Genomic DNA, 26,798 nt, shown 5'->3' on the forward strand with positions numbered 1-26,798 from the left:
CGCGGCGCCGCTCGCTTCCTGGCCCAGCTATCGCTTGAGCTCTCTGATCAGGTTCCTCAATCGTGGATCGTCAGGCCGGAGGAGCGCCAGTCGCTCGGCGTAACGAAGCGCTGCTTCGATATCCCCCTTCTCCCTGCTGACGTTCAGAGCAACGGAAAGCAGCTCCGGATTGTTCGGATGTCCGCGCAGGCTCTGGTCCAGCACAGAAAGCGCATCGTCGCGCCGACCCATTCCGTTCAGCCCTACAGCATAGACGTAGGCGTATCGCATTTCGCCGGGGTCAAGGGACGCGGCACGACGCAGTTCGTCGAGGGCTTCCTCACTGCGCTTCTGGCGCACGAGTGTCAGACCGAGCGCGTGGTGGAGAGATGCGTCCTGCGCCGATGCGGTGAGCGCTTTACGCAGGACTTGCTCCCCGTCGCTGTCGCGTCCGAGCTGCCGGTATAGATCGGACAGGTTGACTGCGGCCGCCGCAAACGAGGGATCGAGCCTGAGGGCGACGCGGTATTCGGCCTCCGCCGCGCCGGGATTGGCCTGGCGCAGGAAGAAGTTGCCGAGCGCCGTTCGCGAATCCGGCCGATCCGCGTTCAGCATCTGCGCCGCAACGAATTCGGCAGCCGCCCGCATGAACTTGTCGCGATCGGCCGCTGGCTGGCGCGCTGGAGGCATGGCGGCCAGAAGTTCTGCGGCGCGGACGCGCACACCGCGCACGGGATCGTCCAGCTGCGGCGAAGCGAGCGGCCAGAGCTGATCGGCCGGCACTCCTTCGAGCCGATCGAGCGCGCCGAGCCTCACGAGCGGATCGGGGTCGGAAAGCCCATGCCGGATCAGATCGAGATCCGGTGCCGGAAGCTCCGCCAGCGCGCTGGCGCGGACGATACCGGGAACGTCGGCCGATTCAGCGATTGCGGCAAGCCGCTCTTGCGCGTCGGCAGCTTCGCTCCAGGCAGCGTGGAAGCCAGGTGCATAGGTCTGATGGCCGCGTCGCTCCGGCCCGAACCAGCCCTCGATCTGATACGCTGCCCAGGCCGCTGGCTTGTCGTGATGGCAGTGGTTGCACGCATTCGGTGCGCCCGTCTGCACCGAGAGATCGGGACGCGGAACGCGGAAGCCGTGGTCGTGGCGGCGATCGACGACCATGTAGCGGCGCTCCGGCATATGGCAGGCCGGACAGCCCAGCGGCGGCGAGACACCGGCGTGGTGCCGGTGCGCCGCGGATTCATACTTGGCGGGCGTATGACACTGCGAGCAAACGCCGTCTCCGGGCGCCTTCAACGTTGCGCTGTGCGGATCGTGGCAATCGCTGCAGGTCACGCCCTTGGCGAACATCCTGCTCTGCTTGAAGGGTACGTAATTGTAGGTCTCCTCGTCGTCGCGCATCTGGCCGTCGGCATGGAAGCGTTGGCGGTCGAGCAGCGATACGCGGTGGGTGTCGGAGAGCGGTCGGCCCGGTATCCAGTCTTCCGAAAGCTGCCCGCGGCGCGCGTGGCAGCGCCCGCAGGTCTCGACCTCCTTGCGCAGGGCCGGCGCCGGTGCGCTGCGTGCGGGCGTCAATGTGCCGGCGGAGGCGGACCAGGTGATGCCGGTGCGCTCGTCGAAGCGGACCAGCAGGCCGTTATCGGCCTCGCGCGCCGCCGGCTTGCCGTGCGCCCAGGCGACGTGGCGCGAGCCCGCACCGTGGCAGGCCTCGCAGCCGACGCTGATCTCGGAAAAGGTGGTCGCGAACCTGTTCCGGTCGGCATTGTAGCCCTTGCGCACGTTGGTCGAATGGCACTCCGCACACATGAAATTCCAGTTCTGGTTCAGCTTCGTCCAGTGCAGGGGATCGGTGCTGGTGATGGCATTGTCCGGGTAGAGATGAAACCAGCGCTGACCGCCCCGCCCCTTCGGCCGCGTGTCCCAGGCGATGGACAGAGCCTGGACGCGGCCATCAGGGAATTCGATCAGATATTGCTGAAGCGGATCGATGGCGAAGGTGAATTTCACCTCGAAGGTCGCGAGCTTGCCGTCCGGCCCATCGGTCTCGACCAGGAACTTGTTGTCCTTGCGGAAGAAGCGCGAGCGTGTGCCGGCGTAGTCAAACGTCGCATCGTTGAAATCGCCGCGCACGGATTGCTCGGTCGCATGATCCATGGCGTGCCGGTGCTGCGAAGTCTGCCAGAGCTTTGCCTCCGCAGCATGGCAGTCGCTGCACGCCTTGCTTCCAACGAACGTCAGCTCGGCGAGCTGCTGCGGTTTGGGAGCAAGGTTCGAAACCCTGGGCCAGAGCAGTACCCCGGCGACCACGACGAGCAGCGCGGCGCCGAGTGCCAGCAGCACGGAGGCTTTTGGCCGGGCGGGCGAGGACCGCTGCGCAGGATGAGCAGGTTCAGACGTCCGCGCCTTCGTGCCGGCCTTTTCGCGCTTGCGGTTCTTTCGCGAGCCTCGTACCACGTCTGCTTATCGCTCCAGCCGTTCGACCGTCGTTTGGCTTACACGTGAAGATCACTGTCATGACCCGCGCGCTTCGTCACGGCAGTGGTTCGACCTTGGCGGCCATGTCGGGCGCACGGCTCACCCGATAGCTTGCATTGCTGCATCTGAGCACCCAGACCGCATGATCGGCCCTCGAGCGCGAGGTGTCCTTCGTCGCGCCGAGCGCCTTGTCACACGTAAACCCCTGCGAACGGATCTGGGCGGCGAGCATGCCCTGCACCGTCTCTGCCGCGCCCTGCGCCGCAGCGGTGCCGACCGTCAGGGCGCCGATCAGTGCAAGCGCTGAAAGGAAGATCCAACGACTGTCTTTCATGAGCTTCTCCGATCGCGCATCGCGTGCATTTGGCCGACGGGAAGCCGGTTGGCTTCCCGTCGGTGTCGCGCCGAACTATCGGCGGACACATTCCTGAACGAACTTGACCCGGTCCACCATGCCAAGTCCCTTTGCCTCGGCATCCTTGCGGCAACCCTCGCGCTTGTCGATCCGCAACTGGATCTTCTCGACCAGACTGAGGCCGATATTGCTGGAGACCTGGGGTTCCGCCGAGGCAACTTTTCCGGCATCCGCAGACGGGCCATCGCCCGCCGCACGCGCGGCTTCCTCCATCCACTTGATATCATCCGGGCTCAGCTTGGGTCGGTCGATGTCCAGGGCGATCCTGTTGATCTTGCCGGTGAAGGCAAACGGTGCCTGGTAGTCATTGTCGTCGACCGGCGTGCCGGTGTCTGAACCGATGTCCAGCGCCTCGTCCCATTGCAGGATGAAGGGAAGCGTGTGCTCCATCTTCTCCATCGCCACCACGTTGCCGTCGACCTTCAACGTGCCGGTGCCGCCCTTTCCGATGCCGCTGTAGTTGCCGAACAGCATGGTCGCTGCGCCGAGACCGTCATACGTGAAGGCAAATTCGATGACGTGCTTGCCGGGCGTAAGCTCCGTCCCCTCCCAGCGCACGCGCTTGAGGTCGACGAGGTTCCAGGTAAAGACGGGCTTGTTCTTGAGGACATAGAACCCATACCCGCCGAAACGCCCCCCCTGGGTGATCAGCATGCCCTCGGCACCACCCTGCGGAATCTCGACGTCCGCCTTGAAGATATAGGAGGCATTGAGCAGGCTCGGCGCGTCGCCATTTGGCGTGCCCGTGAGCGGTCGCGTCCAGACGAAGCTTGTCCGGCCGGCGCTCAGGCTCGGACGCGGCGTGATGAGCCGGGCGGCCACCGACGAGTCGAGCGGCAGCACCTGATACTTCTCGGCTTCCTTCCAGAACAACGCCTGCAGCTCCTTCAGCTTGTCAGGATATTTGGCGGCGACGTCCTCGGCCTGCGTCCAGTCGTTCCTTAGGTCATAAAGCTCCCAGGGATAATCGGCCGGGCTTGGCAGCTTGACGCCTGCAGTCACCCACGGCGGCCGCAACACCTTGGTCGAGGCGATCCAGCCGTCATTGTAGATCGCGCGATCCGCAAACATCTCGAAATACTGCGTTGTGTGGGTCGACGGCGCGTTCGCGTTGCCGGCGCCGAACGTGTACATCATGCTGACGCCTTCGATCGGGCTCTGCTTGATCCCGTCGACGATGTCCGGCTGCTTGATCTTCGCGGCCTCGAGAATGGTCGGCACCACGTCGATGACGTGGTGGAACTGGCTGCGGATGCCGCCCTTGTCCTTGATCACGGCCGGCCAGGAGATTGCCATACCCTGGCGCGTGCCGCCGAAATGGGAAACGATCTGCTTGGTCCAGGAGAACGGCGTGTCAAAGGCCCAGGCCCAGCCGATCGACATGTGGTTGTAGGTACGGTCGGTGCCCCAGACGTCGTAGAAGTACTTGAGCTGATCCTCGACCGACGGATTGATCTGGTTGAACATCGCCACTTCGTTGGGCGTGCCATTCGGCTGCCCTTCGGCGCTGGTGCCGTTGTCGCCTTCAATGTAGATGATCAGGGTGTTGTCGATCTTGCCGAGATCGTCGATCGACTGAATTACCCGGCCGATTTCGTTGTCGGCATAGGCGGCAAAGGCGGCGAACACCTCCGCCTGCCGGATAAACAGCTTTTTCTCGTCCGCGGAAAGCTGGTGCCACTCCTTGATCAGGTCCTTCGGCCACGGCGTGAGCTTTGCGTTCTGCGGGATGACGCCGAGCTTCTTCTGGTTGTCGAAGATGGTCTCACGCAGCTTGTTCCAGCCCTGGTCGAACAGGTGCATGTCGCTGATCTTCTTCACCCACTCCTTGGTCGGATGATGTGGCGCGTGCGTCGCGCCGGGCGCGAACTTGATGAAGAACGGCGTGTCGGGCGACAGCGCGTTCATGCGGTTCAGATAGTCGATGGCGTCGTCCGCCATCGCCGTCACCAGATTCCAGCCGGGATTTCCTTGGTAGGGATAGATTGCCGTGGTGTTGCGAACGAGATTGCCGGGCTCCCACTGATTGGTATCGCCACCCATGAAGCCGTAGAAATATTGAAAGCCCATGCCGGTCGGCCATTGGTCGAACGGGCCGGCCTGGCTCGCCTGATATTCCGGCGTGTTGTGGTTCTTGCCGAACCACGCCGTATGATAGCCGTTGTCTGTCAGGATGCGGCCGATCGTGGCCTTGTCCTTGGTGATGATGCTGTCGTAACCGGGGTAACCGGTCGCCTGCTCGGCAACCACGCCGTAGCCGGCGGAATGATGATTGCGTCCGGTGATCAGCGCCGCGCGCGTCGGCGAGCACAGCGCCGTTGAATGGAAATTGGTATAGCGCAATCCGCTTTGCGCGATGCGGTCGAGCGCCGGCGTCGGAACGACGCCGCCGAATGTGCTCGGCACGCCGTAGCCGGCATCATCGGTGATGATGAGCAGCACATTCGGTGCGCCCTTGGGCGGGACGACGCGCGAAGGCCAGAAAGGTGTCGAATTGCGCGCATCGCGCTCGATCTTGCCGCCGAACTGCTGCGGCGGGGGTGGCAGTTGATTGCCCGGAATGGTGATGGTCGCGGCGGGCGAGCCGGGAGGCGGCGCGGCTTGTTGTGCCTGCTGTGCGAATGCTGGCGCCGAAAACGCAAGGGTCAGTGAAAAGGCGACGAGATGAAAGGATCGGGCAGTGCTCATTGCAATTCCTCCCCTCAAACGAGGCGCCATCATTTTCCGACGACCAGAAAAATGACTTGATATGGATCAACAGATCAGCATGACGGATCGGAAGCTGAGATGTGGAAGAGGAGCGCCGTTTTTCCGTAAACTCCCGGAGCCTCATCTCCATGCGTCGGTATCATGGCGCGGTAGTGTTGTTCTCTTGCTACACCTGACTGCCAAAAATTCCCGGCGCATCGGCAACTATGGCAAGCCCCGCCGGCTGCGTCATATGATCGGCAGCACATCAGGCGCTCCCGCGAGCGAAGCTCGTGGTTTGGGAGGGGTCACCATGCGAGTGACGAAAGCGTTTGCTGGCATTGCATTTGCGGCCTTTGCATCGGTACCGGCGATAGCCTTGGCCGATGAAAGCGGCATCAGCTTCTGGATTCCCGGCATGTTCGGCAGCCTTGCTGCCACGCCTCAGCAGCCGGGCTGGACGACGGCTGCGATCTACTATCACACCTCGGTGTCCGCCGGCGGTGACGTGGCGCGAGCGCGCGAGATCCAGATCGGCCGCATCCCCGCAAACTTGACGGCCACGCTGAATGCGAACCTCAACGCGAGTGTGGATCTAGGCCTGTTGAACGCGACCTACGTCTTTGCAACACCGGTGCTGGGCGGCCAGGCCTCCGCCACCCTGATGGGAATCTACGGTGCAAACACCACCACGCTCAACGGATTGGTGACAGGCACGCTCGCGACGCCGCTGGGCTCTATTCCCTTCTCGCGCTTCGATTCCATCAGCGATTCCGTGGCCGGCTTTGGCGACCTGATCCCGCAATTCGCGCTGCGCTGGAATGCCGGTGTCAACAACTACATGACCTACATCACGGGCGACATCCCGGTCGGAGCCTACCAGTCGTCCCGGCTCGCCAACATCGGGCTCGGACATGGCGCGATCGACGCGGGCGGCGGCTACACCTATTTCAATCCGCAGACCGGACATGAACTGTCCGGCGTGCTTGGCTTCACCTACAATTTCAAGAACACCGACACGCAGTACCAGAGCGGTGTCGACATGCACTTCGACTGGGGCGCCTCCCAGTTCCTGAGCAAGCAGGTGCAGGTGGGGCTCGTCGGGTATTTCTACCAGCAACTCGGCTGCGACAGCGGCTCCGGCGATCGCATCGGCTGTTTCCGCTCGAGGGTGGGCGGGATCGGCCCGCAGATCGGCTTCATCTTCCCGCTCGGCGACAAACAAGGCTACCTCAACTTGAAGGGCTACAAGGAATTTGCCGCAGAACACCGGCCCGAGGGCTGGAATGCATGGGTGACGTTCGCGATTTCGCCGGCGGCACCGCCGCCTGCAGTGACGCCGACGAAGCACGTCATCACAAAATGACGGACGTTCACGATGGAGTCTGGGGTGGCGGCTGTCCAAAGCGGAATGAGATCGGAATGGATCGTATTGCGCTTCAGGTCGTTGCCTGAGCATGATCTGTTCGGAAAACCGCCACGCAGCTTTCCGGATCATGCTCCGGCGCGGCAGCGACCGCAGCAGCAGCCGGCGTTCCCAACAAAAAGCAAAAAATTCGAAAGTGCATGTCGGATCGGCAGCTTCCCGGTCGTCCTAGTGACATGAATGGGCCATAGACGCCAACGTCGAGCCTATCGTTGCAAGAGGATGAACGAAAACATGCCCAATACTGTCCGCCTGCACCGCGTCCTGGCCACCAGCCCGGAGAAAGTCTATCGCGCCTTCCTGGAGGCCGATGCGATGGCGAAATGGCTTCCGCCGAACGGGTTCACCTGCACCGTGCATCATTTCGAGCCCAAGGTCGGGGGCACGTTCAAGATGTCGTTCCGGAATTTCACCACGGGCAACGGCCATTCGTTTGGTGGCGAATATGTCGAACTCGTCCCCGGCGAACGCATCCGCTATACCGACAAGTTCGACGATCCCAATCTGCCCGGCCTGATCGAGGTGACCGTGATCCTGAAGAAGGTCTCGGTCGGAACCGAAATCGACATCACGCAGTCAGGCATCCCGGATGTCATCCCGCCGGAGGCCTGCTATCTCGGCTGGCAGGAATCGCTGCGAAACCTCGCAAGGCTGGTCGAACCGGAGATCAACCAGTAGTCTGAACGAAATAGCTTCGGGCCGAACCATCCGGGCCGCGGGCGCGTTCAACCTCTCCCGCCTGCCTTGCGAGGGAGGTCGGCACGAAGCGCCGGGCGGCACGATCACGGCGATATATTTCAGTGGTGCAACGGGCCAGCCGCAGCCCCGGCGCGGGAGCTCCCACGCCCACAAGCGGAAATATTCGGAACAGACGTGGCGCAGCAAGCGCCCTCCCGCCTGCATGCAGGCGCTCCCTGCAGTTCGATGCCCCTTGTGCCGGTTGAGCGGACGGCTAAACTCGGGCGGAATCGGGAGGGGGTTGATGAAACCATTCCAGGCGTTGCGGATGTTTGCCTGTGGCGCGCTGCTTGTTGCGGCCGCGGCAGCTTCGGCCCGGGCCGAAGGGACTTTTGAAATTCCCGCGGGAGCACATTTCAACAAGGACAGGCTGGCAAAGATCGACGAGTTCTTCCGAAACGAAGTGGCGACGGGGAAGATTCCCGGAGCGATCCTGCTCATCCAACAGCACGGCAAGCCGGTCTATCACCAATCCTTCGGCGTGCAGGACGTGGTGTCGAAGGCCCCGATCACCGACCAGACCATCTTCCGCCTGTTCTCGATGACCAAGGCCATCACCAGCGTGGTTGCCGTGCAGATGATCGACGAGGGCAAGTTCTCCCTCGACGACCCGGTTGCAAAATACATTCCCTCGTTTGCAAATGTGAAGGTCGGCGTCGAGAAGCAAGCCAGCGACGGTACCAAGACGCTCGAACTGGTGCCGCCGAACCGGCCGCCGACAGTGCTCGACCTGATGCGTCAGACCTCCGGCGTCACCTACGGCTTCTACGGCGACAGCCTGGTTCGCAAGGCCTACAAGGCTGCCGATATCTATGCCGGTGATTTCGACCTCGCCGAGTTCGCCGAGCGGATCGCAAAACTGCCGCTGCACAATCAACCCGGCGCACTCTGGCAGTATGGCCATTCCACCGACATCCTGGCGCGGATCATGGAAATCACGTCCGGGAAGTCGCTGATCGAGGTCGAGAGGGAAAAGCTGCTCGATCCGCTCGGCATGAAGGACACCGGCTTCTTCGTCGGCGCCCCCGACAAGCAGAAGTTGCTCGCTCAGCCGATGCCGAACGACAGCGATTTCCGGGTGGGGCGCGAAAACGATCCGACCAAGCCGAAGAAGATGATGTACGCCAGTGGCGGCATGGTCTCGACGATGGCGGACTACGCTCGCTTCGCTCAAATGCTGCTCAATGGCGGCACGTACGAGGGCAAGACCATTCTCAGCCCCAAGGCGTTCAAGCTGCTGACGACGGATCAGGTCGGGCCCGGATCGGGCGTCGAGCGGGACTTCTTCTACTTTCCGGGCGACGGTTTCGGCTTTGGGCTCGGCCTCGCCATACGCACCGATCCGGGCAACGCCAAGCCGCCGCCGCCGGGCGATCTGGGCGAACTGAAATGGGACGGTGCCAGCGGGTGCTATTTCGTGATCGACCCCAAGCAGGACATGTTCTTCGTCTTGCTCGAGCAGACTCCCTCGGAGCGCCAGCGCATCCAAAGGACTGTGAAGCAGCTGATTTATGAGGCCATGGAGAACTGACGGCGTCAGGTCGGCGAAGCGATGTGCACGCTTCAGTTCTGGCTGTGCGGTCTTGATGTGCGTCAAACTGTCAAAAGGGCAAAGCGGCTAGGAGCAGGAGTCTTCCCTGCCGGCGTCGGAGGCGAGATGATGAGATCTGCTGTCGAATGGTTGATCATTGCCGGTCTTGCCGCTGGTTTCGCTGCCGCCGCCAAGGCCGAAGAAGTCGACATCGGGAAGGCGGAATTTCTGTCTTCGTGCGCGAGTTGTCATGGCGCCGACGCAAAGGGGAAGGGACCGGTCAGCGGCCAGCTCAAGACACCGCCTTCGGACTTGACCATGCTGGCCAAGAACAACAACGGGGTGTTTCCCACCAACGCCGTCTACGAAACCATCTATGGGTCGAAATCGGTCCCGGCTCACGGCACGCGTGAAATGCCGGTCTGGGGCGAACGATTCAACCCCATCGTCAACCTGCCTCACACCGTTGATCCCTATTATTGGCAAAAAGCCGGGCCGCAGCAGAACCCGGAGGTCGTCGTGCGAACGCGCATTCTCGCCGTGATCGATTACCTGAACCGAATTCAGCAGAAATAGCGCCGCTCGCCGCCTGCTACGCGACCTGACTTGCCGCCCAACGATCCGGGTCGGGGCTATGTCCGATCAGCGCAAGCCCGTAGGCGATCGACTCGAACTGGTCGCCTGACATCAGCCGTTCGTTGCCGAACCGCTCGGCGAACAGCTTCCGGACCGCCGGCACGAAGGACGTGCCGCCGGTCAGGAACACCTTCTCGACCTCGCGCGCGGTGATGCCGGCCTCGCCCAGCACCTTGTCGACGGTCGCCCCCAACCGGGCGATATCGTCGGCGATCCAGGCTTCGAAATTCTTCCGTGTGATGGCCGCGCCGATCTCGACGCCGCCGCCCTTGAAGCGGAAGTCCACCTCGTCCCGCGCCGACAGCGCGACCTTGGCGTCGGACACGGCGCGGTAGAGCGCAAAGCCGAGGTCGAGATCGACGATGGTGATGAAATCCTCGAGCAGATCAGGCTTCAGCGCGGTGCGCGCAAGCTCGCGAAGCTCGCGCAGATCGCCGTTGCTCTTCATCATCGCGAGCTGATGCCAGCGCGCGAGGTTGGTGTAGTGGCCGCTCGGGACCGGCAGCACCTTGTCGAACGAGTGGAAGCTGGAGCCCTTGCCGAGCCGCGGCGAGACGACGTGGTCGACGATGCGGTAGTCGAAGGTGTCGCCGGCAATGCCGATGCCGGCATGGCCGAGCGGCTCGGCGCGAAGGCTGCCGCCCGCACGCGAGAAACCCATCACGGAGAAATCGCTGGTGCCGCCGCCGAAATCCGCAACCAGCACGGTGGCATCGCGCTCCAGCCTTCGGGCAAAGGAGAATGCCGCGCCCACGGGCTCGTAGACGTAGCGCGCGTGGCCGGCCCCCAAGCGCTCGAACGCGGCCCGGTAGCGCTGCATCGCCAGCGCCTCGTCGGGATTGCCGCCGGCAAAGCGCACCGGGCGGCCGACCGTGATGTTCGCCGCCTCGAAGCCGAACTTCCCTCCGCCATGGCGCGCCAGTGTCCGCAGGAACGCCGCCAGAATATCCTCGAACTTGTAGCGCTGCCGGAACACCTGGGTGGTGTTGAAGCTGCTGCTCGCTGCAAACGTCTTGAACGACTGGAGGAAGCGGTAGACGTGACGCCCTTCGAGGAACTGCTCGATCGCCCACGGACCGCCCTCGACCTGGGCGCCGGCGCCAGGCCGGTCCTCCCAGAAGCACAGGGCCGACACGTAGACGCTGTGGCGCTGTCCGCCATGATCGAAGCGGATGGCCTCGACCCGGCGGTCGTCCGCCGCAATCGCGACGACCGTATTGCTGGTCCCAAAATCGATGCCGATCGAGACGGCGGGCGAGGCGCTCGACTTGAACCACTCTGACAGATGATTGGAAAGGGGGGCAGAGCACTAACGGCTTTGCCGTCCCCTTGCAAGACCTGGTCGGAGATGGTCGCGCCCGGACCTCACGCCGAGGCTTTGATATTCACGTCGATCAGTTGGACTGCTCGCCGCGACGCCAGGCCGGAAACGGATCGGCGAGAGCGGACCATGCGGCGATGTCCATGGTGGACGTATCAGGGACAAGGCATGCGTCCAGCCTGCGGCGGATCTCGGCTTCGTCCATGCCGGTGCCGATGAACACGATCTCCTGGCGGCGATCGCCGTACACCTTGTCCCAATACTGGCCGAGCCGCTTGCGCCAGGCCTCGTCGTTCGGCCACCGCTCCCTTGGAACGCTCGCCCACCAGAAACCCAGCGCTTCGGTCCTCACGATCGCTCCCGCCTGGCTGATTTCGCCGAGCCATTGCGGCCGCGTCGCCAGCCAGAAATGACCCTTCGCCCGGATCACGCCCGGCCAGGCCCCCTTGACGAACGTGTCGAACTTCGACGGATCGAATGGCCGGCGGGCTCGGTAGACAAAGTTCCTCACGCCATATTCCTGCGTTTCAGGCACGTGGTCGGCGAAACCATAGAGCTCCTTGTACCAGAGCGGATGCTGCTGGGCCTTCTCGAAGTCGAACCGGCCGGTGTTGAGCACGCGGTCGAAGGGCACGCGGCTGCGATTGGCCTCGATGATGTCGGCTTCGGGATTCAACGAGCGGATGATCTGCCGTGCCGCCTCGCGCTGTTGCGGCGAGGCATCGTCCACCTTGTTGAGGACGATCACGTCGGCGAACTCGATCTGCTCCACGAGGAGATCGACCAACGTCCGCTTGTCGCCGTCCAGCGCCTCGCCGCGCTCGCCGAGGAACTCGGTCGAGGAATAGTCCTTCAGCAGGTTGGCGGCGTCGACCACCGTCACCATCGTGTCCAGGTGGGCGATGTCGGAGAGGCTTTCGCCCTCTTCCGAGCGGAAATCGAACGTCGCTGCGACCGGGAGCGGCTCCGAAATGCCCGTCGATTCGATCAGCAGATAATCGAAGCGCCCGCTTTCAGCGAGCGCACGTACCTCCCTCAGGAGATCATCGCGCAGGGTGCAGCAGATGCAGCCGTTGGTCATCTCCACCAGTTTCTCGTCAGTCCGCGAGAGGTTGGCACCACCATCGCGGACCAGGTCCGCATCGATGTTCACCTCGCTCATGTCGTTCACGATCACCGCCACTTTCAGGCCGTGCCGGTTGTTCAGGACGTGGTTCAGCAAAGTGGTCTTTCCAGCCCCGAGGAAGCCGGACAAGACGGTGACGGGAAGTTTGGGCATGGAGGTCGAACAGCCTTTTGAGCGGGATGGGTCGAGGACGGCGAGACACGGCATCCCATTATGTTATGTTATAACATAACATTCTCTGTCCGACGTGCCCCTGTCAAGGTGCCCTGCCCGCGGGGGGAACCCACCGCCTATGCCGCAATGCGGAAGAACGAATGCTGCTATGCAAACAAACGTATGGACGCTGGCATCTGGTATACATAGATTGCCCTTCGAAATGAGGCAGCAAGACTGACTGTCTCGAGAAAGGGATCTCCGATGTCCAAGACCGCTGCCGTCGCTCTCGCCTCCTCCTCCTCTCTGTTCGCCCGCCTGATGGCCGCGATCGACAGCTTCCTGATGGCGAGCGCAGAGATTTCCAATCACAACGGCGACCTGCCGCGTTTCGGCCTGTAGGAAAGCCTGGTCCGCCCGCCAAACGGTGGGCTGACAGACCCCGCAGACGCCAGGTTCAACCAAATGGCCCCGCATGTTCGGGGCCATTTTCTGTTGCCTCCCTGCCTGGCTTCCGACCACAACTGCGACAATTCGTCCGCCGGACCGACCGCCGATCCGATTGTCTGTTCGCTGGCATCGCGCATACCATTGGACAAGCAAGAACGGTTGCACAATCCAAAGTGTAAGGCGGGGAAACGTAACGCAAGGCGGGAACGGCAGAGGGGCACATTTGCCTCGAACCTTGGCGGGATCTTAGCCGAAAGGAGCGGATGCCGCGCCCTGCCCCTGCTCATACAGTTTCTATCGGGATTGCCATGGGAGATCGACCGCAAGGATGACACCAGGCATCTGAATCGAGATGGGCTGACGCAAGTCGACGAAGAGCGGCTGCGTTGAGGGTTCGACAGGGAGAGAAACAAATGAAGCCATTCGTTCTGAATGTCGCTTTGGCGGCAATCGCGGTGTCGTGCGCCAGCAGCACTGCAAGCCGTGCTGCCTGGGAGCCGGTCCGTCCGGTCGAGTTCATCGTGCCCGCGGGCACCGGCGGCGGCGCCGATCAGATGGCACGCACCATTCAGGGCATCGTCACCAAGCACAACCTGATGAGGCAGCCGCTGGTCGTCATCAACAAGGCGGGCGGCGCGGGCGGTGAAGGCTTCCTCGATGTGAAGACGTCGTCGGGCAATCCGCACAAGATCATCATCACGCTCTCGAACCTGTTCACGACGCCGCTGGCCACGGGGATTCCGTTCAACTGGAAGGATTTGACTCCGGTTGCGATGCTGGCGCTCGACGAATTCGTGCTGTGGGTGAATGCAGAAAAGCCGTACAACTCCGTCAAGGATTACGTCGACGCCGCGAAGAAGGCCCCGTCCGGCTCGTTCAAGATGGGCGGCACCGGCTCCAAGCAGGAAGACCAGATCATCACGGTCGGCATCGAGAAGGCGGTCGGCGCGAAGTTCACCTACATCCCCTACAAGGGCGGCGGCGAAGTCGCCGTCCAGCTCGTCGGCAATCACATCGATTCGACCGTCAACAATCCGATCGAGGCGGTCGCGCAATGGCGCGGCGGCAAGCTTCGTCCGCTCTGCGTCTTCGACGCCCAGCCGATGGCGTATGACGAACCGATCGCCGACGGCAAGGCCTGGAAGGATATTCCGACCTGCAAGTCGCAAGGCCTTGCGATGGACTATCTCATGCTGCGCGGCATCTTCATGTCGCCCAGGGCCACGAAGGACCAGGTCGAATACTACGTCGAGCTGTTCAAGAAGGTGCGCGCCACGCCGGAATGGCAGGAGTTCATGAAGAACGGCGCCTTCAACACGACCTTCATGACTGGCGCCGACTACGCCAAGTGGATCGAGGCCGAGGAGAAGCGCCACGAAGGCTTGATGAAGGAAGCCGGCTTCCTCGCATCGCCGAATTGAGCCGCGACATCGACGACGGCTGAGGACGCTCGTCGTCCTCTGGCCTGCCGCGACCGCAAAAGACTTCGTTTCCGCCTGGAGGTCCCATGACTGAACGATCCGGCCCGACACACAAGACGCTGGAAATCGGCATGGCGCTGCTGATCGGCATGTTCGGCCTGGTCGCGATCTATGGCAGCCTGAAGGCCGGCATCAACTGGGGCGCGGAGGGCCCGCGCGCCGGGTTCTTCCCCTTCTATGTCGGCGCCACCATCGTCGGTGCGAGCGCCATCAATCTCTGGAGAGCGCGACGCGACGACGATGGCCGGCTGTTCGCAACATGGGGACAGTTGCGCCAGGTCATGAGCGTCGTCGTGCCGACGGCGATCTATGTCGGCTCGATGCCGTTCATCGGCCTCTACGTCGCCTCGATGGTGTTCATCGCCTGGTTCATGCGCTGGCTCGGCGGCTATCGCTGGCTGACGACTATCGCGGTCGCGGTCGGCATGCCGGTCCTGACCTATCTGGTTTTCGAGCGCTGGTTCCTGGTCCCGCTTCCCAAGGGTCCGTTCGAGGAATGGCTCGGTCTGTAAGAGTTGCGCCGTCAATTCCGTCACTGCTGCAGGACCTGTCGATATGGAAGAGTTGGCCAATCTGTTTCACGGCTTCGCGGTCGCCCTGCAGCCCTACAACATCATGCTGATGATCATCGGCATCACGCTCGGGGTCATCATCGGCGTGCTGCCGGGGTTAGGGGGCGCCAACGGCGTCGCAATCCTCCTGCCCCTGACCTTCAGCATGCCGCCGACTTCGGCGATCATCATGCTGTCCTGCATCTATTGGGGCGCATTGTTCGGCGGCGCCATCACCTCGATCCTCTTCAACATACCCGGCGAGCCCTGGTCCGTGGCGACCACCTTCGACGGCTATCCGATGGCGCAACAGGGCAGACCCGGCGAAGCCCTGACCGCAGCCTTCACCTCCTCCTTCGTGGGTGCGCTGTTTGCCGTGATCATGATCACGCTGGTCGCGCCCCTCGTCGCGGGCTTCGCACTGCGATTTGGTCCGGCGGAGAAGTTCGCGGTGTACTTCCTCGCCTTTTGCAGCTTCGTCGGCCTGAGCAAGGAGCCGCCGTTCAAGACGATCGCGGCCATGATGATGGGCTTTGCGCTCGCGGCGGTGGGCCTCGATTCGATCACCGGACAGTTGCGGCTGACCTTCGGTGTCACCGAGTTGCTCAACGGCTTCGACTTCCTGATCGCCGTGATCGGCCTGTTCGGCATCGGCGAGATCCTGCTGACCATGGAGGAAGGGCTGGCGTTCCGCGGCGGCAACGCCACCATCAACCTTCGCGTGGTGCTGCAGACCTGGCGGGAGTTGCCGGCCTATTGGATCACCTCGCTGCGCTCCTGCCTGATCGGCTGCTGGATGGGCGTCACGCCCGCCGGCGCAACGCCGGCCTCCTTCATGAGCTACGGCATCGCCAAGCGCCTGGCGCGACGCGGCAACAATTTCGGCAAGGGCGAGATCGAGGGCGTGATCGCGCCGGAGACGGCCGCGCATGCCGCGGGCACCTCCGCGCTGCTGCCGATGCTCTCGCTCGGCGTGCCCGGCTCCCCGACCGCCGCCGTCCTGCTCGGCGGATTGTTGATCTGGGGCCTGCAGCCCGGCCCCATGCTGTTCGTCGAGCAGAAGGAATTCGTCTGGGGCCTGATCGCATCGATGTATCTCGGCAATCTCGCCGGCCTCCTCGTCGTGCTCACCTGCGTGCCGCTCTTCGCCGCCATCCTCCGCGTGCCCTTCGGCATCATCGCGCCGCTCATCCTGGTGCTCTGTGCGATCGGCGCGTATTCGGTACACAACAGCACCTTCGACGTGATGCTGATGCTGGTGTTCGGCGTGCTCGGCTATCTCCTGAAGAAGTGCAACTACCCGCTCGCCCCGCTGGTGCTCGCCATCGTGCTCGGCGACAAGGCCGAGGAAGCCTTCCGCCAATCGCTGCTGGGATCGCAGGGATCGCTCGGGGTGTTCTTCTCCAACGGCCTCGTCAGCACGATCATGGCGCTCGGCCTGGTCGCCCTGTTCTGGTCCGCGATCCAGGAAGGCTATAGCCGGCTGCGCACGTCGATGGCGTGAGGTGCCACCTGCGCAATCGGCGCCGCCGACGCCAAATTGCCGCAGGTCGGACTTCTGGAATATAGAATTCCAGGAATGCGTGGTCGTTGACGGACCGCGCCTCGGCTGGCGCGACCAGCGCACGCGTGGAAAATTCTCAAAGCGTGCGGGCTTTCAACAGCGGTCTTGCAACGCCGTGACGGCACGAAAGTGTTCGCTGAATCAATTATTTGAATGAGCTCGGCCGCCATCGCCGCCGGCGCGCCGGCGGCGATTGGGGCTTTACAATCCCGCACTCATGGCGCATGTGAACACGCCCGCGTTATTTCGCCGCACCTCCCGTCCTCCGCTTGAATCTTGGCATAATGAATACCAGGATGCGGGCAGCGCATGCATAAAAATGATCGGCGCATTCGGGAGGGTTTTTAATGACGGACATGGTGCAGTCGGCGGCGGCCCCCAGTGCCGCACGCGTAAGCGATGCCTATCGCTGGGCGCAGTTGGCGATCGGCGTGGCGGCGATGGTGATGATCGCCAACTACCAATATGGCTGGACGTTCTTCGTCCCTGACATCCAGAAAAAGTTCGGCTGGGATCGCGCCTCGATCCAATGGGCCTTCACGCTGTTCGTGCTGTTCGAGACCTGGCTCGTGCCGGTCGAAGGATGGTTCGTCGACAAATACGGACCGCGCGTGGTCGTGCTGGTCGGCGGCGTGCTCTGCGCCATCGGCTGGGCGATCAACGCGCAGGCCACCTCGCTCAACGGCTACTATCTCGGCATGATCATCGCAGGCATCGGCGCCGGCGCCGTCTACGGCACCTGCGTCGGCAATGCGCTGAAATGGTTCCCGGACAAGCGCGGTCTTGCCGCCGGCATCACCGCCGCGGGCTTCGGTGCGGGCTCTGCGCTGACAGTCGCGCCGATCCAGGCCATGATCAAGGACAGCGGCTTCCAGACCACCTTCCTCTATTTCGGCCTCGGGCAAGGTATCGTCATCTGCATTCTCGCCTTCTTCCTGCTCGCGCCGAAAGCGGGCCAGGTGCCGAACGTGGTTGCGAACGCCAATCTGCTGCAGACCCGGCGCAACTATCAGCCGACCGAGGTGCTGCGTCAGCCGGTCTTCTGGCTGATGTACTTCATGTTCGTGATCGTCGGCGCCGGCGGGTTGATGGTGACCGCAAACCTGAAGCCGATCGCGGCCGACTGGAAGGTCGACAACGTGCCGGTCACGCTGATGGCGGTGACGATGACGGCGGTAACGTTCGCGGCCACGATCGATCGCGTGCTCAACGGCCTGACGCGTCCGTTCTTCGGCTGGATCTCCGACATGATCGGCCGCGAGAACACGATGTTCATCGCCTTCGGCATGGAAGGTGTCGGCATCTGGATGCTCTACCTCTGGGGCCACGATCCGATCTGGTTCGTGCTGCTCTCGGGCTTCGTGTTCTTCGCCTGGGGTGAGATCTACTCGCTGTTCCCCTCGACCTGCACCGACACGTTCGGCGCCAAGTTCGCGACCACCAATGCAGGCCTGCTCTATACCGCGAAGGGCACCGCCGCGCTTCTGGTGCCGATCGCCAACTACATGCAGCAATCGTCGGGCACCTGGGACAGCGTGTTCATCATCGCGGCCGGCGCCAACATCCTGGCTTCGCTGCTGGCGATCGCGGTGCTGAAACCCTGGCGCAAGGTCGTGGTCGCGAAATCGACCATCTGACCGCTCCGCCACAGCTCACGCGAGCACGACGCCCGGCCCCGCGGCCGGGCGTTTTCGTTTGGCGGAAGACCGCCGCGATTCTCCGGATACGGACCGAACCCGCCGCATTTTGTGAACGGGAAGCGAAGATAGGGCTTGCAATCTGGGATATCGTATACCAATCTCCGGGCAGCGCCTGCGACGATAAGACACAATATTTGCGACATCAGGTCATCTTGGCAAACTGATGCGCAGCAGACCGGCGCATTGGGAGGTTCTGATGATTTCCAGCCCGGATGGCGCCGTCACCGCCGCACCGCTTCGCACCGGTTTCCGTTGGCTCCAGCTCGGCATGGGCATCGTCTGCATGGCGATGATCGCCAATCTGCAATATGGCTGGACGCTGTTCGTCGATCCGATCGACGCCGCCCATCATTGGGGGCGCGCAGCGATCCAGCTCGCTTTCACCATCTTCGTGGTCACCGAGACCTGGCTGGTACCGGTCGAGGCCTGGTTCGTCGACAAGTACGGCCCGCGCATCGTCGTCATGTTCGGCGGCGCGATGATCGCGCTGTCCTGGGCGCTCAACTCCTACGCCGATAGCCTCACCCTGCTCTACGCAGCGGCAATCATCGGCGGCATCGGCGCGGGCGCGGTGTACGGCACCTGCGTCGGCAACGCGCTGAAATGGTTTCCCGACCGTCGCGGCCTCGCGGCGGGTGCGACCGCCGCCGGCTTCGGCGCCGGTGCCGCGCTCACCGTGGTGCCGATCGCGAGCATGATCGCATCGAGCGGCTACCAGCACGCGTTCCTCACCTTCGGCATCGGCCAGGGCCTCGTCGTGTTCGTGCTCGCCTTCTTCATCCAGCCGCCGCGGATCTCGATCCCGCCGAGGAAGAAGCAACTCAATCTGCCGCAGACCAAGATCGACTTCACTCCGCCGCAAGTGCTGCGCAGCCCTGTTTTCTGGGTGATGTATCTCGTCTTCGTCATGGTCGCCTCGGGCGGGCTGATGACCGCGGCGCAGATCGGCCCCATCGCGCACGACTACAAGATCGCGAATACACCGGTGACGCTCGCAGGATTCCAGATGGCGGCGCTGACCTTCGCGATCTCGCTCGACCGCATCTTCGATGGTTTTGGCCGGCCCTTCTTCGGCTTCGTCTCCGACACGATCGGCCGAGAGCCCACCATGTTCATCGCTTTCGGCACCGCCGCGCTGATGCTGCTGACGCTGTCGGCCTACGGTCACATCCCCATCGTCTTCGTGCTGGCGACCGCGGTTTACTTCGGCGTGTTCGGCGAGATCTACTCGCTGTTCCCTGCGACGTGCGGCGACACCTTCGGCTCGAAGTTCGCAACCACCAACAACGGCATGCTCTACACCGCGAAGGGCACGGCCTCCCTGCTCGTCCCGCTCGCAAGCGTGATCTCGGCGGCATATGGCTGGAAAGCCGTGTTCGTGGTCGCGGTGGCGTTGAACGCAACGGCGGCGCTGATGGCGCTGTTCGTAATCAAGCCGCTGCGCCGCTCCTTCATCCTCGGCAAGGAAGCCGAGAGCACTGAGGCCGCGACCGGCAGCGCCAAGACCGAGACGGCGTAGCAACGACACGCCTTCACGAAGAGAAAAGGGGCGCAGCGATGCGCCCCTTTCTTTTTGGCCGGCGACAAACGTCAGCGTTCCTGCCGCAAGATTTTTCGGATCGCCCAAATTCAGCGCTTGACGATTGGCATAATGTATACCACACTTCCGCATCGTTCACCCAAGGAGGTTGCAATGCTGGTCGGAGACATTCTGCGCAAGAAGACGCCGCGCGTTGTCACGGTGCGTATGAACGAGACGGTGGGTATCGCGGCCAAGCTGATGCGCGCCAACAACATCAGCGCGCTGGTGGTCAAGGACGTGGTCCGCTCCGAGGGCAACACCGCGGTCGGCATGTTCACCGAACGCGACGTGGTGCGCGCCGTCGCCGAGCACGGCGCGAACGCCGTCAGCGTCAAGGTCTCGCAGCTCGTCTCGGTCCAGCAGCTGGTGTCCTGCACCTCCTCCGACCCGATCGAGCACGTCCGCCATCTGATGAACCGGCATCACATCCGCCATCTGCCCGTGATCGACGATTACAGCCTCGTCTCCGTCATCAGCATGCGCGACATCGCCGCTGCCGTCGACGAGGCGCTCAACGGCGCGCCGCAAGCGGCAGCCTGACAGGCGGCATCCTTCCCCTGCGACTACCGGCCGGCTCGGACCCGTTCGAGCCGGACCGGATCTTTCGCCCAAAATTCCGGTCTCCCGCGAGGATTTCATGAAGATCTGCATCTACGGCGCCGGCGCAATCGGCGGATATCTCGGGGTTCAGCTCGCGCGCGCGGGGGCCGATGTCAGCCTGGTCGCACGTGGCGCGCACCTTGCCGCGATGCGCGATCGTGGCCTGACGTTGCTCGCGGGCGAAGAGAAGCACACCGTGCATCCGCGCTGCACGGACGATCCCGCCGAACTCGGCGTGCAGGATTACATCGTCATTACGCTGAAGGCGCATTCGATCACCGGCGTGATCGAGAAGATGCAGCCGCTGCTCGGGCCCCACACCCGCATCGTCACGGCCGTCAACGGCATTCCCTACTGGTACTTCTACAAGCACGGCGGCCAATACGAGAATTCGACGCTGGAGAGCATCGATCCCGGCGGACGGCAGTGGCGCGAGATCGGCGCCGCGCGCGCCATCGGCTGCATCGTCTATCCCGCCACCGAGATCGAGGCGCCCGGCGTGATCCGTCACGTCTACGGCAGCAATTTCCCGCTCGGCGAGCCCTCCGGCGAAACCACATCGGACGTGCAGCGCCTTGCCGACCTGTTCGTCGCCGCGGGGCTCAAGGCCCCGGTGCTCGACCGCATCCGCGACGAGATCTGGCTGAAGCTGTGGGGCAATGTCTGCTTCAACCCGATCAGCGCGCTGACCCATGCAACGCTCGATGTGATCTGCACCGATCCGGCGACGCGTGCACTGTCGCGGGCGATCATGGTGGAGACGCAAGTCATCGCCGAGTCCTTCGGCGTCAAATTCCGCGTCGACGTCGAGCGCCGCATCGAGGGCGCCCGCAAGGTCGGCGCGCACAAGACCTCGATGCTCCAGGATCTCGAGCGCGGCCGCCCCATGGAGATCGATCCGCTCGTCACCGTGGTGCAGGAGATGGGCCGCCTTACCGGAATCGCGACGCCCGCGCTCGATTCAGTGCTGGCGATGGTGACCCAGCGCGCCCGCGTCGCCGGCCTTTATGACGGGGTCTCGACGCCATCAGATCCGCGCGCACTGGCGGTGGCATGATGGGGAGCGAGATAAAGAAGTGGCTCCGCTTCCGGAACAATGGTGCGGCCGGCTTCGGCACGCTAAGCCCGTCAGGCATCAGCGTGCATGAAGGCGAGATGTTCGGCCGCAATGCCGCGACCGACAAGACGCTGGCGCTGTCGGAAGTCGAGCTGCTCGCGCCCTGCGTGCCCGGCAAGATCGTCGCGCTCTGGAATAATTTCCATGCGCTCGCGGCTAAGCTGAACCAGCCCGAGCCGTCGGAGCCGCTCTATCTCCTGAAAGCCACCACCAGCATCACAACGCCGGGCGCCGTGATCCGCCGCCCCTCCTGCTACGACGGCAAGACGACCTATGAGGGCGAGCTCGGCATCGTCATCGGCAGGACCTGCGCGCGCGTGTCGGCGACAGAAGCCGACAGCTTCATCTTCGGCTACACCTGCGTCAACGACATCACCGCCAACGACATTCTGACGCGCGACCCCACCTTCCCGCAATGGGCCCGCGCCAAGGGCATCGACGATTACGGCCCGTTCGGTCCGGTCATCGCGACCGGCCTCGATCCGGCCAGGCTCGTGGTCCGCACCATCGTCAACGGTGCGGAGCGGCAGAACTATCCGATCTCGGACATGATCTTCAGCGCGCAGGAGCTGGTCAGCAGGATCTCCCACGACATGACCCTGCTCCCCGGCGACCTCATCGCGGTGGGCACCTCCGTCGGCGTCGGCGTGATGAAGGAGCCGGTGAACACGGTGACGGTCGCGATCGACGGCATCGGCGAACTGACCAACGAGTTTCGGCTGTAACCGCCCCGCAGCGCAACAAAATTGATCCGGCGCAAATCGGCCGTCGCGGCCACCGGTATCCTTCCCCCTGCAAAGGGAGGACGCCATGACGAATGCCGGTAATGCGCTTTTGTGGACGGCCCTGTACTTCGCTCTCTCGTTCGCGGCAATTTTCGTGGTGTGGTTCGCCGACAGGATCCGCTCGAACTTCCTCGGGAAACGATAGTCGGAGGCGCACTGGTTCGTTTTTTGATGCAGGCGGCTGGCCCTGGTCCAAGCGAGCCGGCGCAGGCATGCGCACGTCACCTCGCGTTCGCGCGCAGCGCCTGGCGCTGCTGGAATTCCGGTGCTGCGCGAACGGACGATCCGCAAAGCCCCCTCCCTACGAAATCGCAGACGTCACGCCCCGAAACATCCGGACACATCACATCTGCGCGCGCCAGACATATGCCGCCAACATGTCCCGCGCCCGCCGCAACTTGGACGCATTCGGCCGCCCTTCTGTGGGGCGTGTCTGGGGGCACGGCATGACCGTGTTTGGACCAAACCTTCTAGGGGTATCGCTGTGAAAAAGACTGTACTTGCTCTGGGTGCTTCGCTTGCTCTGGTGACGGCTGCAAACGCTGCGGATCTGCCGCGCCGGCAGCCCGTGCCGGCCTATCCGGCCGAGCAGGCGCCGATCGGCAAGATGCCGATTGGCAAGAGCCCGGTTGGAAAGGCCCCGATCGGCAAGGCGCCCGGCCCGGTCGCAGCGCGCTACTGAGGCGCGATGAAATACGCGCAGAATCTGCGTAGCGGCCGATAGTCGAGGGGTACCGCGTGACGAACAACGCTGATCGATCGGGATCCTGCATCCTCGCGGGCTTCGCTCTTGCGGCTATGCTCTCGTGCACGACGCCCTCGGCCTCGGCCCACGAGGCAAACAGGCGCGTTGCCGATGCGAAGGCGCTCGCGGCGCCGGACATCGCCTCGCGACCGGCGCCGCCATCGGCGCGGCGCTCCGTCGCGCGCGCGGAGAAGGGCCCCTACTACGTCGACTTCCGCGCGCGGACCGCCGCGAGCTGGGGCCATGCCTTCGTCTGGTATGGCAAGACCAGCGAGCGCGCAGTCGAGGTCGCCGGCCTGACGCCGGCCGGCGACACGCTTGCTTACGTGCTCGGTCACATCACTTTTGTGCCGTCCGAGACCGGCGCGAGCTACGGCGATCTCGATCCGGAATATCTGACCGCGAGCTATCGGGTCTACCTGAACGAAGCGGACGCCAAGCGCGTATTCGCCTACATCAAGAAATTGCAGGCGAATTCGCCGGTCTGGAACGCCGAGACCATGAACTGCACCGGCTTCATCGGCGACATCGCCGAGTTCATGGGCCTGGAGGTTCCCAACCGCTGGCAACGTCCGGAAAACTTCGTCAACCGCCTCAAGGAAATGAACGGCGGCCGCCAGATGGTGCGGCTGTCGGCGGAGTAGCAGTGCGCCAGCCCGCCATTGCGTTACTGCATATTGCTTGTCCGTGCCCCGGACGCAGCGCGGCGTCTCTTTGACGGTGCGCTGCAGAGCCGGGGCCCATCGATCAGAGCATCCGCGGCTACGTGGGTCCCGGCTCAGCGCCGCCACTGAAGAGCGTTGCAGCGCGTCCGGGACAAGAGATCACGTGGCGCCGCCCCATGTGGTCGTTGCACACCGAAATTATCCGCGTCACGGAATCATCCCCGCCGCCCGCATGACGCCTTGCCCCCACCGCACGCCCCGCTGATAGACTTTTGCCATCTCCGGCGGCATCCTCCCCGTCATCAACCGACAACAGAGCCCGCGGGCCACCCAGGGGGAAACACATCCATGTTGCAGACACGGTTCACCAAACTCGTCGGCGTCGAGCACCCGATCGTGCAGGGCGGCATGCAGTGGGTCGGCCGCGCGGAGCTGGTGGCCGCGGTCGCCAATGCCGGCGCGCTCGGCTTCATCACCGCACTGACCCAGCCGACGCCGGAGGACCTGACCAGGGAGATCGCGCGCTGCCGCGACCTCACCGACAAGCCGTTCGGCGTCAACCTCACCATCCTGCCCGCGATCAAGCCGCCGCCTTATGCCGAATACCGCGCCGCCATCATCGAGAGCGGCATCAAGGTGGTCGAGACCGCCGGCAACAAGCCGCAGGAGCATGTCGACGAGTTCAGGAAGCACGGCGTCAAGGTCGTGCACAAATGCACCAGCGTGCGCCACGCGCTCTCGGCCGAGCGCATGGGCGTCGACGCCATCTCGATCGACGGGTTCGAATGCGCCGGCCACCCCGGCGAGGACGACACCCCCGGCCTGATCCTGATCCCGGCCGCCGCCAACAGGATCAAGATACCGATGATCGCCTCGGGCGGCTTTGCCGATGCTCGCGGCCTCGTCGCGGCGCTGGCACTGGGTGCCGACGGCATCAACATGGGCACGCGCTTCATGGCCACCAGGGAAAGCCCGATCCACCAGCTCATCAAGGAGAAGATCGTCGCCAATGACGAGCGCGAGACCGAGCTGATCTTCCGCACCATGCGCAACACCTCTCGCGTGGCCAGGAACGCGGTCTCGACCAAGGTCGTCGCGATGGAGAAGGAAGGCGCGAAGTTCGAGGACATCCGCGAGCTCGTTGCCGGCGCCCGCGGCAAGATGGTCTATGCCACGGGCAATTCCGACGAAGGCATCTGGTCGGCCGGCCAGGTCCAGGGCCTGATCCAGGACATCCCGACCTGCGCCGAGCTCGTCACCCGCATCGTGCGCGAAGCAGAGGCGATTATCTGCGACCGGCTCGAAGGCATGATCGTTCAGCCGCAACGCGAAGCTGCGGAATAATCACTGGAAGTCGTGAGAGTATTGCATGAAGGCTTACGTCTACGGTCCTGATGGGGCTCGGATTTCCGACGTCGCTCAACCAAAGCCTAAGGGCACGCAGGTGCTGGTCCGCGTCCGCGCCTGCGGACTGAACCGCGCCGACACCGGCATGCGCAAGGGACACGCCCATGGCGCGGCCGGCGGCGTCGGCACCGTGCTCGGCATGGAATGGGCCGGTGAAGTCGCCGAGCTCGGGCCGGAGGCCAAAGGCGTCAAGGTCGGCGACCGCATCATGGGATCGGGCGGCGCGGCGTTTGCCGAATACACGCTGGCCGATCACGGCCGGCTGTTCCACGCACCCTCGAACATGAATTTCGAGGAGGCTGCCACCCTCCCCGTCGCGCTCGCGACCATGCACAACGCCGTCGTCACCGTCGGCGGGGTGCAGGCGGGCCAGAGCGTGCTGATCCAGGGCGCGAGCTCCGGCGTCGGCCTGATGGCGATGCAGATCGCCAGGCTCAAGGGCGCCAGGCTCGTGATCGGCTCGTCGACCGACGCCTATCGCCGCGGCCGGCTGAAGGAGTACGGCGCCGACCTCGCCGTCGATAGCTCCGATCCGAAATGGGTCGACGAGGTGCTGAAGGCCACGAACGGCGAAGGCGTCGACCTGATCGTCGACCAGGTCTCCGGCAAGGTCGCCAGCCAGAACCTCGCCGCGACGAAGGTCAGGGGCCGCATCGTCAATGTCGGCCGGCTCGGCGGCACCCATGCCGATTTCAACTTCGACCTGCATGCGGCCCGCCGCATCGACTATGTCGGCGTCACCTTCCGCACCCGCACCATCGAGGAGGTCCGCGAGATTTTTGCGGAGGTCCGCAAGGACATCTGGGGCGCGGTGGAGTCGCGAAAGCTGCAGCTCCCCATCGACAAGGTGTTTTCGTTCGACGACATCGACACGGCGTTCGCGCACATGGAGGCGAACAAGCATCTGGGGAAGATCGTGGTGACGGTGTGAGCGGCATGACGGGATAGCGAGACTGACAGCGCACTCCTCTCTCCGTCGTCATGGCCGGGCTTGACCCACGGCTGTCCGATTCAAGCCCGGGCATGACGGGTTGTGGTCACGCTCCTGCAACTCACTCGCGACTACAGCTGTGGATCGTCGCTTGATGTTCACCCCTGGGCTGCTAAATCCCCGCCATGACCTCCCAGCACAGCAAAACCTCGGTCGCCGCGATCTCGATCTTCGCCAGCGGCGGCATGGCGGCGGCCAAGTTCGTGGTCGGGATCGCGATCGGCTCGCTGGCGCTGATCTCCGAAGCCCTGCATTCCTCGATCGACCTCGTCGCGACCATCATCACCTGGGCGGTGGTGCGGGTGTCCGACAAGCCCGCGGACGACGAGCACCATTACGGCCATGGCAAGCTGGAAAGCATCTCCGCGCTCGGCGTTACCGCCCTGCTCTACGTGCTGGCCGGCGGCATCCTGGTCGAGGCCTATAGCCGGCTGAGCGAGGGAACCCCGCCGCCGACCATCTCGGCCGTCCCCTTCGTCGTGCTGGTGATCGACATCGTCGTCAATCTCTGGCGCGCCCGTGCCCTGCATCGCGCCGCGCGCGAGACCAGGAGCCAGGCGCTGGCAGCGGATGCGCTGCATTTCGCCTCCGACGTGATGGGCTCCTTGGCCGTGATCGCTGGCCTGGTCCTCGCCGCCCTCGGCTTCTGGTGGGGCGACGCGGCGGCAGCCG

At 63.7% G+C, this 26,798-nt stretch carries 23 protein-coding genes; 18 read left to right on the forward strand and 5 right to left on the reverse strand.

Annotation, left to right across the window (positions count from 1 at the left end; genetic code table 11):
* Nucleotides 1–27 precede the first annotated feature (27 nt).
* The 3 genes from IC50_RS01365 to IC50_RS01375 all read right to left on the reverse strand — a co-directional run bounded on the left by IC50_RS01365 (nt 28) and on the right by IC50_RS01375 (nt 5,557).
* Nucleotides 28–2,433: a tetratricopeptide repeat protein gene (locus tag IC50_RS01365; protein ID WP_035699584.1), complete on the reverse strand. Its 2,406-nt coding sequence runs from the start codon at nt 2,431–2,433 to the stop codon at nt 28–30.
* Between the two features lie 76 nt (nt 2,434–2,509).
* The gene (locus tag IC50_RS01370) at nt 2,510–2,788 is read right to left on the reverse strand and encodes a hypothetical protein (RefSeq protein WP_035699585.1); all 279 of its coding nucleotides are present in this window, start codon (nt 2,786–2,788) and stop codon (nt 2,510–2,512) included.
* Nucleotides 2,789–2,863: 75 nt separating this feature from the next.
* The gene (locus IC50_RS01375) at nt 2,864–5,557 is read right to left on the reverse strand and encodes an arylsulfatase (RefSeq protein ID WP_035699587.1); all 2,694 of its coding nucleotides are present in this window, start codon (nt 5,555–5,557) and stop codon (nt 2,864–2,866) included.
* A 313-nt stretch (nt 5,558–5,870) separates the two neighbouring features.
* On the opposite strand from IC50_RS01375, the gene IC50_RS01380 reads away from it, so the two are divergent.
* The 4 genes from IC50_RS01380 (at nt 5,871) to IC50_RS01395 (ending at nt 9,828) form a co-directional block, all read left to right on the forward strand.
* Nucleotides 5,871–6,923 (forward strand): SphA family protein, encoded by a 1,053-nt coding sequence (locus tag IC50_RS01380; RefSeq protein ID WP_440588129.1) that lies wholly within the window; start codon nt 5,871–5,873, stop codon nt 6,921–6,923.
* 294 nt (nt 6,924–7,217) lie between these two features.
* Nucleotides 7,218–7,661 (forward strand): SRPBCC family protein, encoded by a 444-nt coding sequence (locus IC50_RS01385; protein ID WP_035699614.1) that lies wholly within the window; start codon nt 7,218–7,220, stop codon nt 7,659–7,661.
* A 304-nt stretch (nt 7,662–7,965) separates the two neighbouring features.
* On the forward strand, nt 7,966–9,252 hold the full coding sequence (locus IC50_RS01390; protein ID WP_035699591.1) for a serine hydrolase domain-containing protein: 1,287 nt from the start codon (nt 7,966–7,968) through the stop codon (nt 9,250–9,252).
* Between the two features lie 126 nt (nt 9,253–9,378).
* Nucleotides 9,379–9,828, forward strand: coding sequence for a c-type cytochrome (locus tag IC50_RS01395; RefSeq protein WP_035699592.1), 450 nt, complete (start codon nt 9,379–9,381; stop codon nt 9,826–9,828).
* A gap of 16 nt (nt 9,829–9,844) precedes the next feature.
* Here the strand turns inward: IC50_RS01395 and IC50_RS01400 are convergent, their stop codons facing one another.
* Nucleotides 9,845–11,173 (reverse strand): Hsp70 family protein, encoded by a 1,329-nt coding sequence (locus IC50_RS01400; protein ID WP_035699594.1) that lies wholly within the window; start codon nt 11,171–11,173, stop codon nt 9,845–9,847.
* 109 nt (nt 11,174–11,282) lie between these two features.
* On the reverse strand, nt 11,283–12,488 hold the full coding sequence (zigA, locus tag IC50_RS01405) for a zinc metallochaperone GTPase ZigA (protein ID WP_035699596.1): 1,206 nt from the start codon (nt 12,486–12,488) through the stop codon (nt 11,283–11,285).
* A gap of 264 nt (nt 12,489–12,752) precedes the next feature.
* On the opposite strand from zigA, the gene IC50_RS42305 reads away from it, so the two are divergent.
* The 14 genes from IC50_RS42305 to IC50_RS01470 all read left to right on the forward strand — a co-directional run.
* Nucleotides 12,753–12,890 (forward strand): hypothetical protein, encoded by a 138-nt coding sequence (locus tag IC50_RS42305; RefSeq protein ID WP_193374072.1) that lies wholly within the window; start codon nt 12,753–12,755, stop codon nt 12,888–12,890.
* A gap of 461 nt (nt 12,891–13,351) precedes the next feature.
* Nucleotides 13,352–14,359 carry a Bug family tripartite tricarboxylate transporter substrate binding protein gene (locus tag IC50_RS01410; protein WP_035699597.1) on the forward strand — a complete coding sequence of 336 codons (1,008 nt, stop codon included), beginning with the start codon at nt 13,352–13,354 and terminating at the stop codon, nt 14,357–14,359.
* 86 nt (nt 14,360–14,445) lie between these two features.
* Complete coding sequence (locus tag IC50_RS01415; protein ID WP_035699599.1) at nt 14,446–14,931, forward strand: tripartite tricarboxylate transporter TctB family protein; 486 nt, start codon at nt 14,446–14,448, stop codon at nt 14,929–14,931.
* Between the two features lie 43 nt (nt 14,932–14,974).
* Nucleotides 14,975–16,474, forward strand: coding sequence for a tripartite tricarboxylate transporter permease (locus IC50_RS01420; RefSeq protein ID WP_035699600.1), 1,500 nt, complete (start codon nt 14,975–14,977; stop codon nt 16,472–16,474).
* Nucleotides 16,475–16,881: 407 nt separating this feature from the next.
* Nucleotides 16,882–18,171 carry an oxalate/formate MFS antiporter gene (gene oxlT / locus IC50_RS01425; protein WP_035699601.1) on the forward strand — a complete coding sequence of 430 codons (1,290 nt, stop codon included), beginning with the start codon at nt 16,882–16,884 and terminating at the stop codon, nt 18,169–18,171.
* Nucleotides 18,172–18,430: 259 nt separating this feature from the next.
* Nucleotides 18,431–19,753: an oxalate/formate MFS antiporter gene (gene oxlT, locus IC50_RS01430; protein ID WP_035699615.1), complete on the forward strand. Its 1,323-nt coding sequence runs from the start codon at nt 18,431–18,433 to the stop codon at nt 19,751–19,753.
* Nucleotides 19,754–19,927: 174 nt separating this feature from the next.
* Nucleotides 19,928–20,356: a CBS domain-containing protein gene (locus IC50_RS01435; protein WP_035699617.1), complete on the forward strand. Its 429-nt coding sequence runs from the start codon at nt 19,928–19,930 to the stop codon at nt 20,354–20,356.
* Between the two features lie 97 nt (nt 20,357–20,453).
* Nucleotides 20,454–21,473: a 2-dehydropantoate 2-reductase gene (locus IC50_RS01440; protein ID WP_035699602.1), complete on the forward strand. Its 1,020-nt coding sequence runs from the start codon at nt 20,454–20,456 to the stop codon at nt 21,471–21,473.
* Nucleotides 21,470–22,258 carry a fumarylacetoacetate hydrolase family protein gene (locus tag IC50_RS01445; protein ID WP_085973520.1) on the forward strand — a complete coding sequence of 263 codons (789 nt, stop codon included), beginning with the start codon at nt 21,470–21,472 and terminating at the stop codon, nt 22,256–22,258. The genes IC50_RS01440 and IC50_RS01445 overlap by 4 nt, the downstream gene beginning before the upstream one ends.
* A 544-nt stretch (nt 22,259–22,802) precedes the next feature.
* Complete coding sequence (locus IC50_RS01450) at nt 22,803–23,000, forward strand: hypothetical protein (protein WP_193374073.1); 198 nt, start codon at nt 22,803–22,805, stop codon at nt 22,998–23,000.
* A 56-nt stretch (nt 23,001–23,056) separates the two neighbouring features.
* A complete protein-coding gene (locus IC50_RS01455; protein WP_035699604.1) occupies nt 23,057–23,707 on the forward strand; it encodes a hypothetical protein in 651 nt (216 codons plus the stop codon).
* 369 nt (nt 23,708–24,076) lie between these two features.
* Complete coding sequence (locus IC50_RS01460; protein ID WP_035699605.1) at nt 24,077–25,072, forward strand: NAD(P)H-dependent flavin oxidoreductase; 996 nt, start codon at nt 24,077–24,079, stop codon at nt 25,070–25,072.
* 25 nt (nt 25,073–25,097) lie between these two features.
* On the forward strand, nt 25,098–26,066 hold the full coding sequence (locus IC50_RS01465) for a zinc-binding dehydrogenase (RefSeq protein ID WP_035699607.1): 969 nt from the start codon (nt 25,098–25,100) through the stop codon (nt 26,064–26,066).
* Nucleotides 26,067–26,251: 185 nt separating this feature from the next.
* Nucleotides 26,252–26,798: cation diffusion facilitator family transporter (locus tag IC50_RS01470; protein WP_035699609.1), on the forward strand; the 547-nt coding region annotated here is incomplete at its 3' end.

This window comes from Bradyrhizobium genomosp. I (2014), from assembly GCF_000261685.1.
In the GTDB taxonomy this organism is placed as follows: Bacteria; Pseudomonadota; Alphaproteobacteria; order Rhizobiales; family Xanthobacteraceae; genus Bradyrhizobium.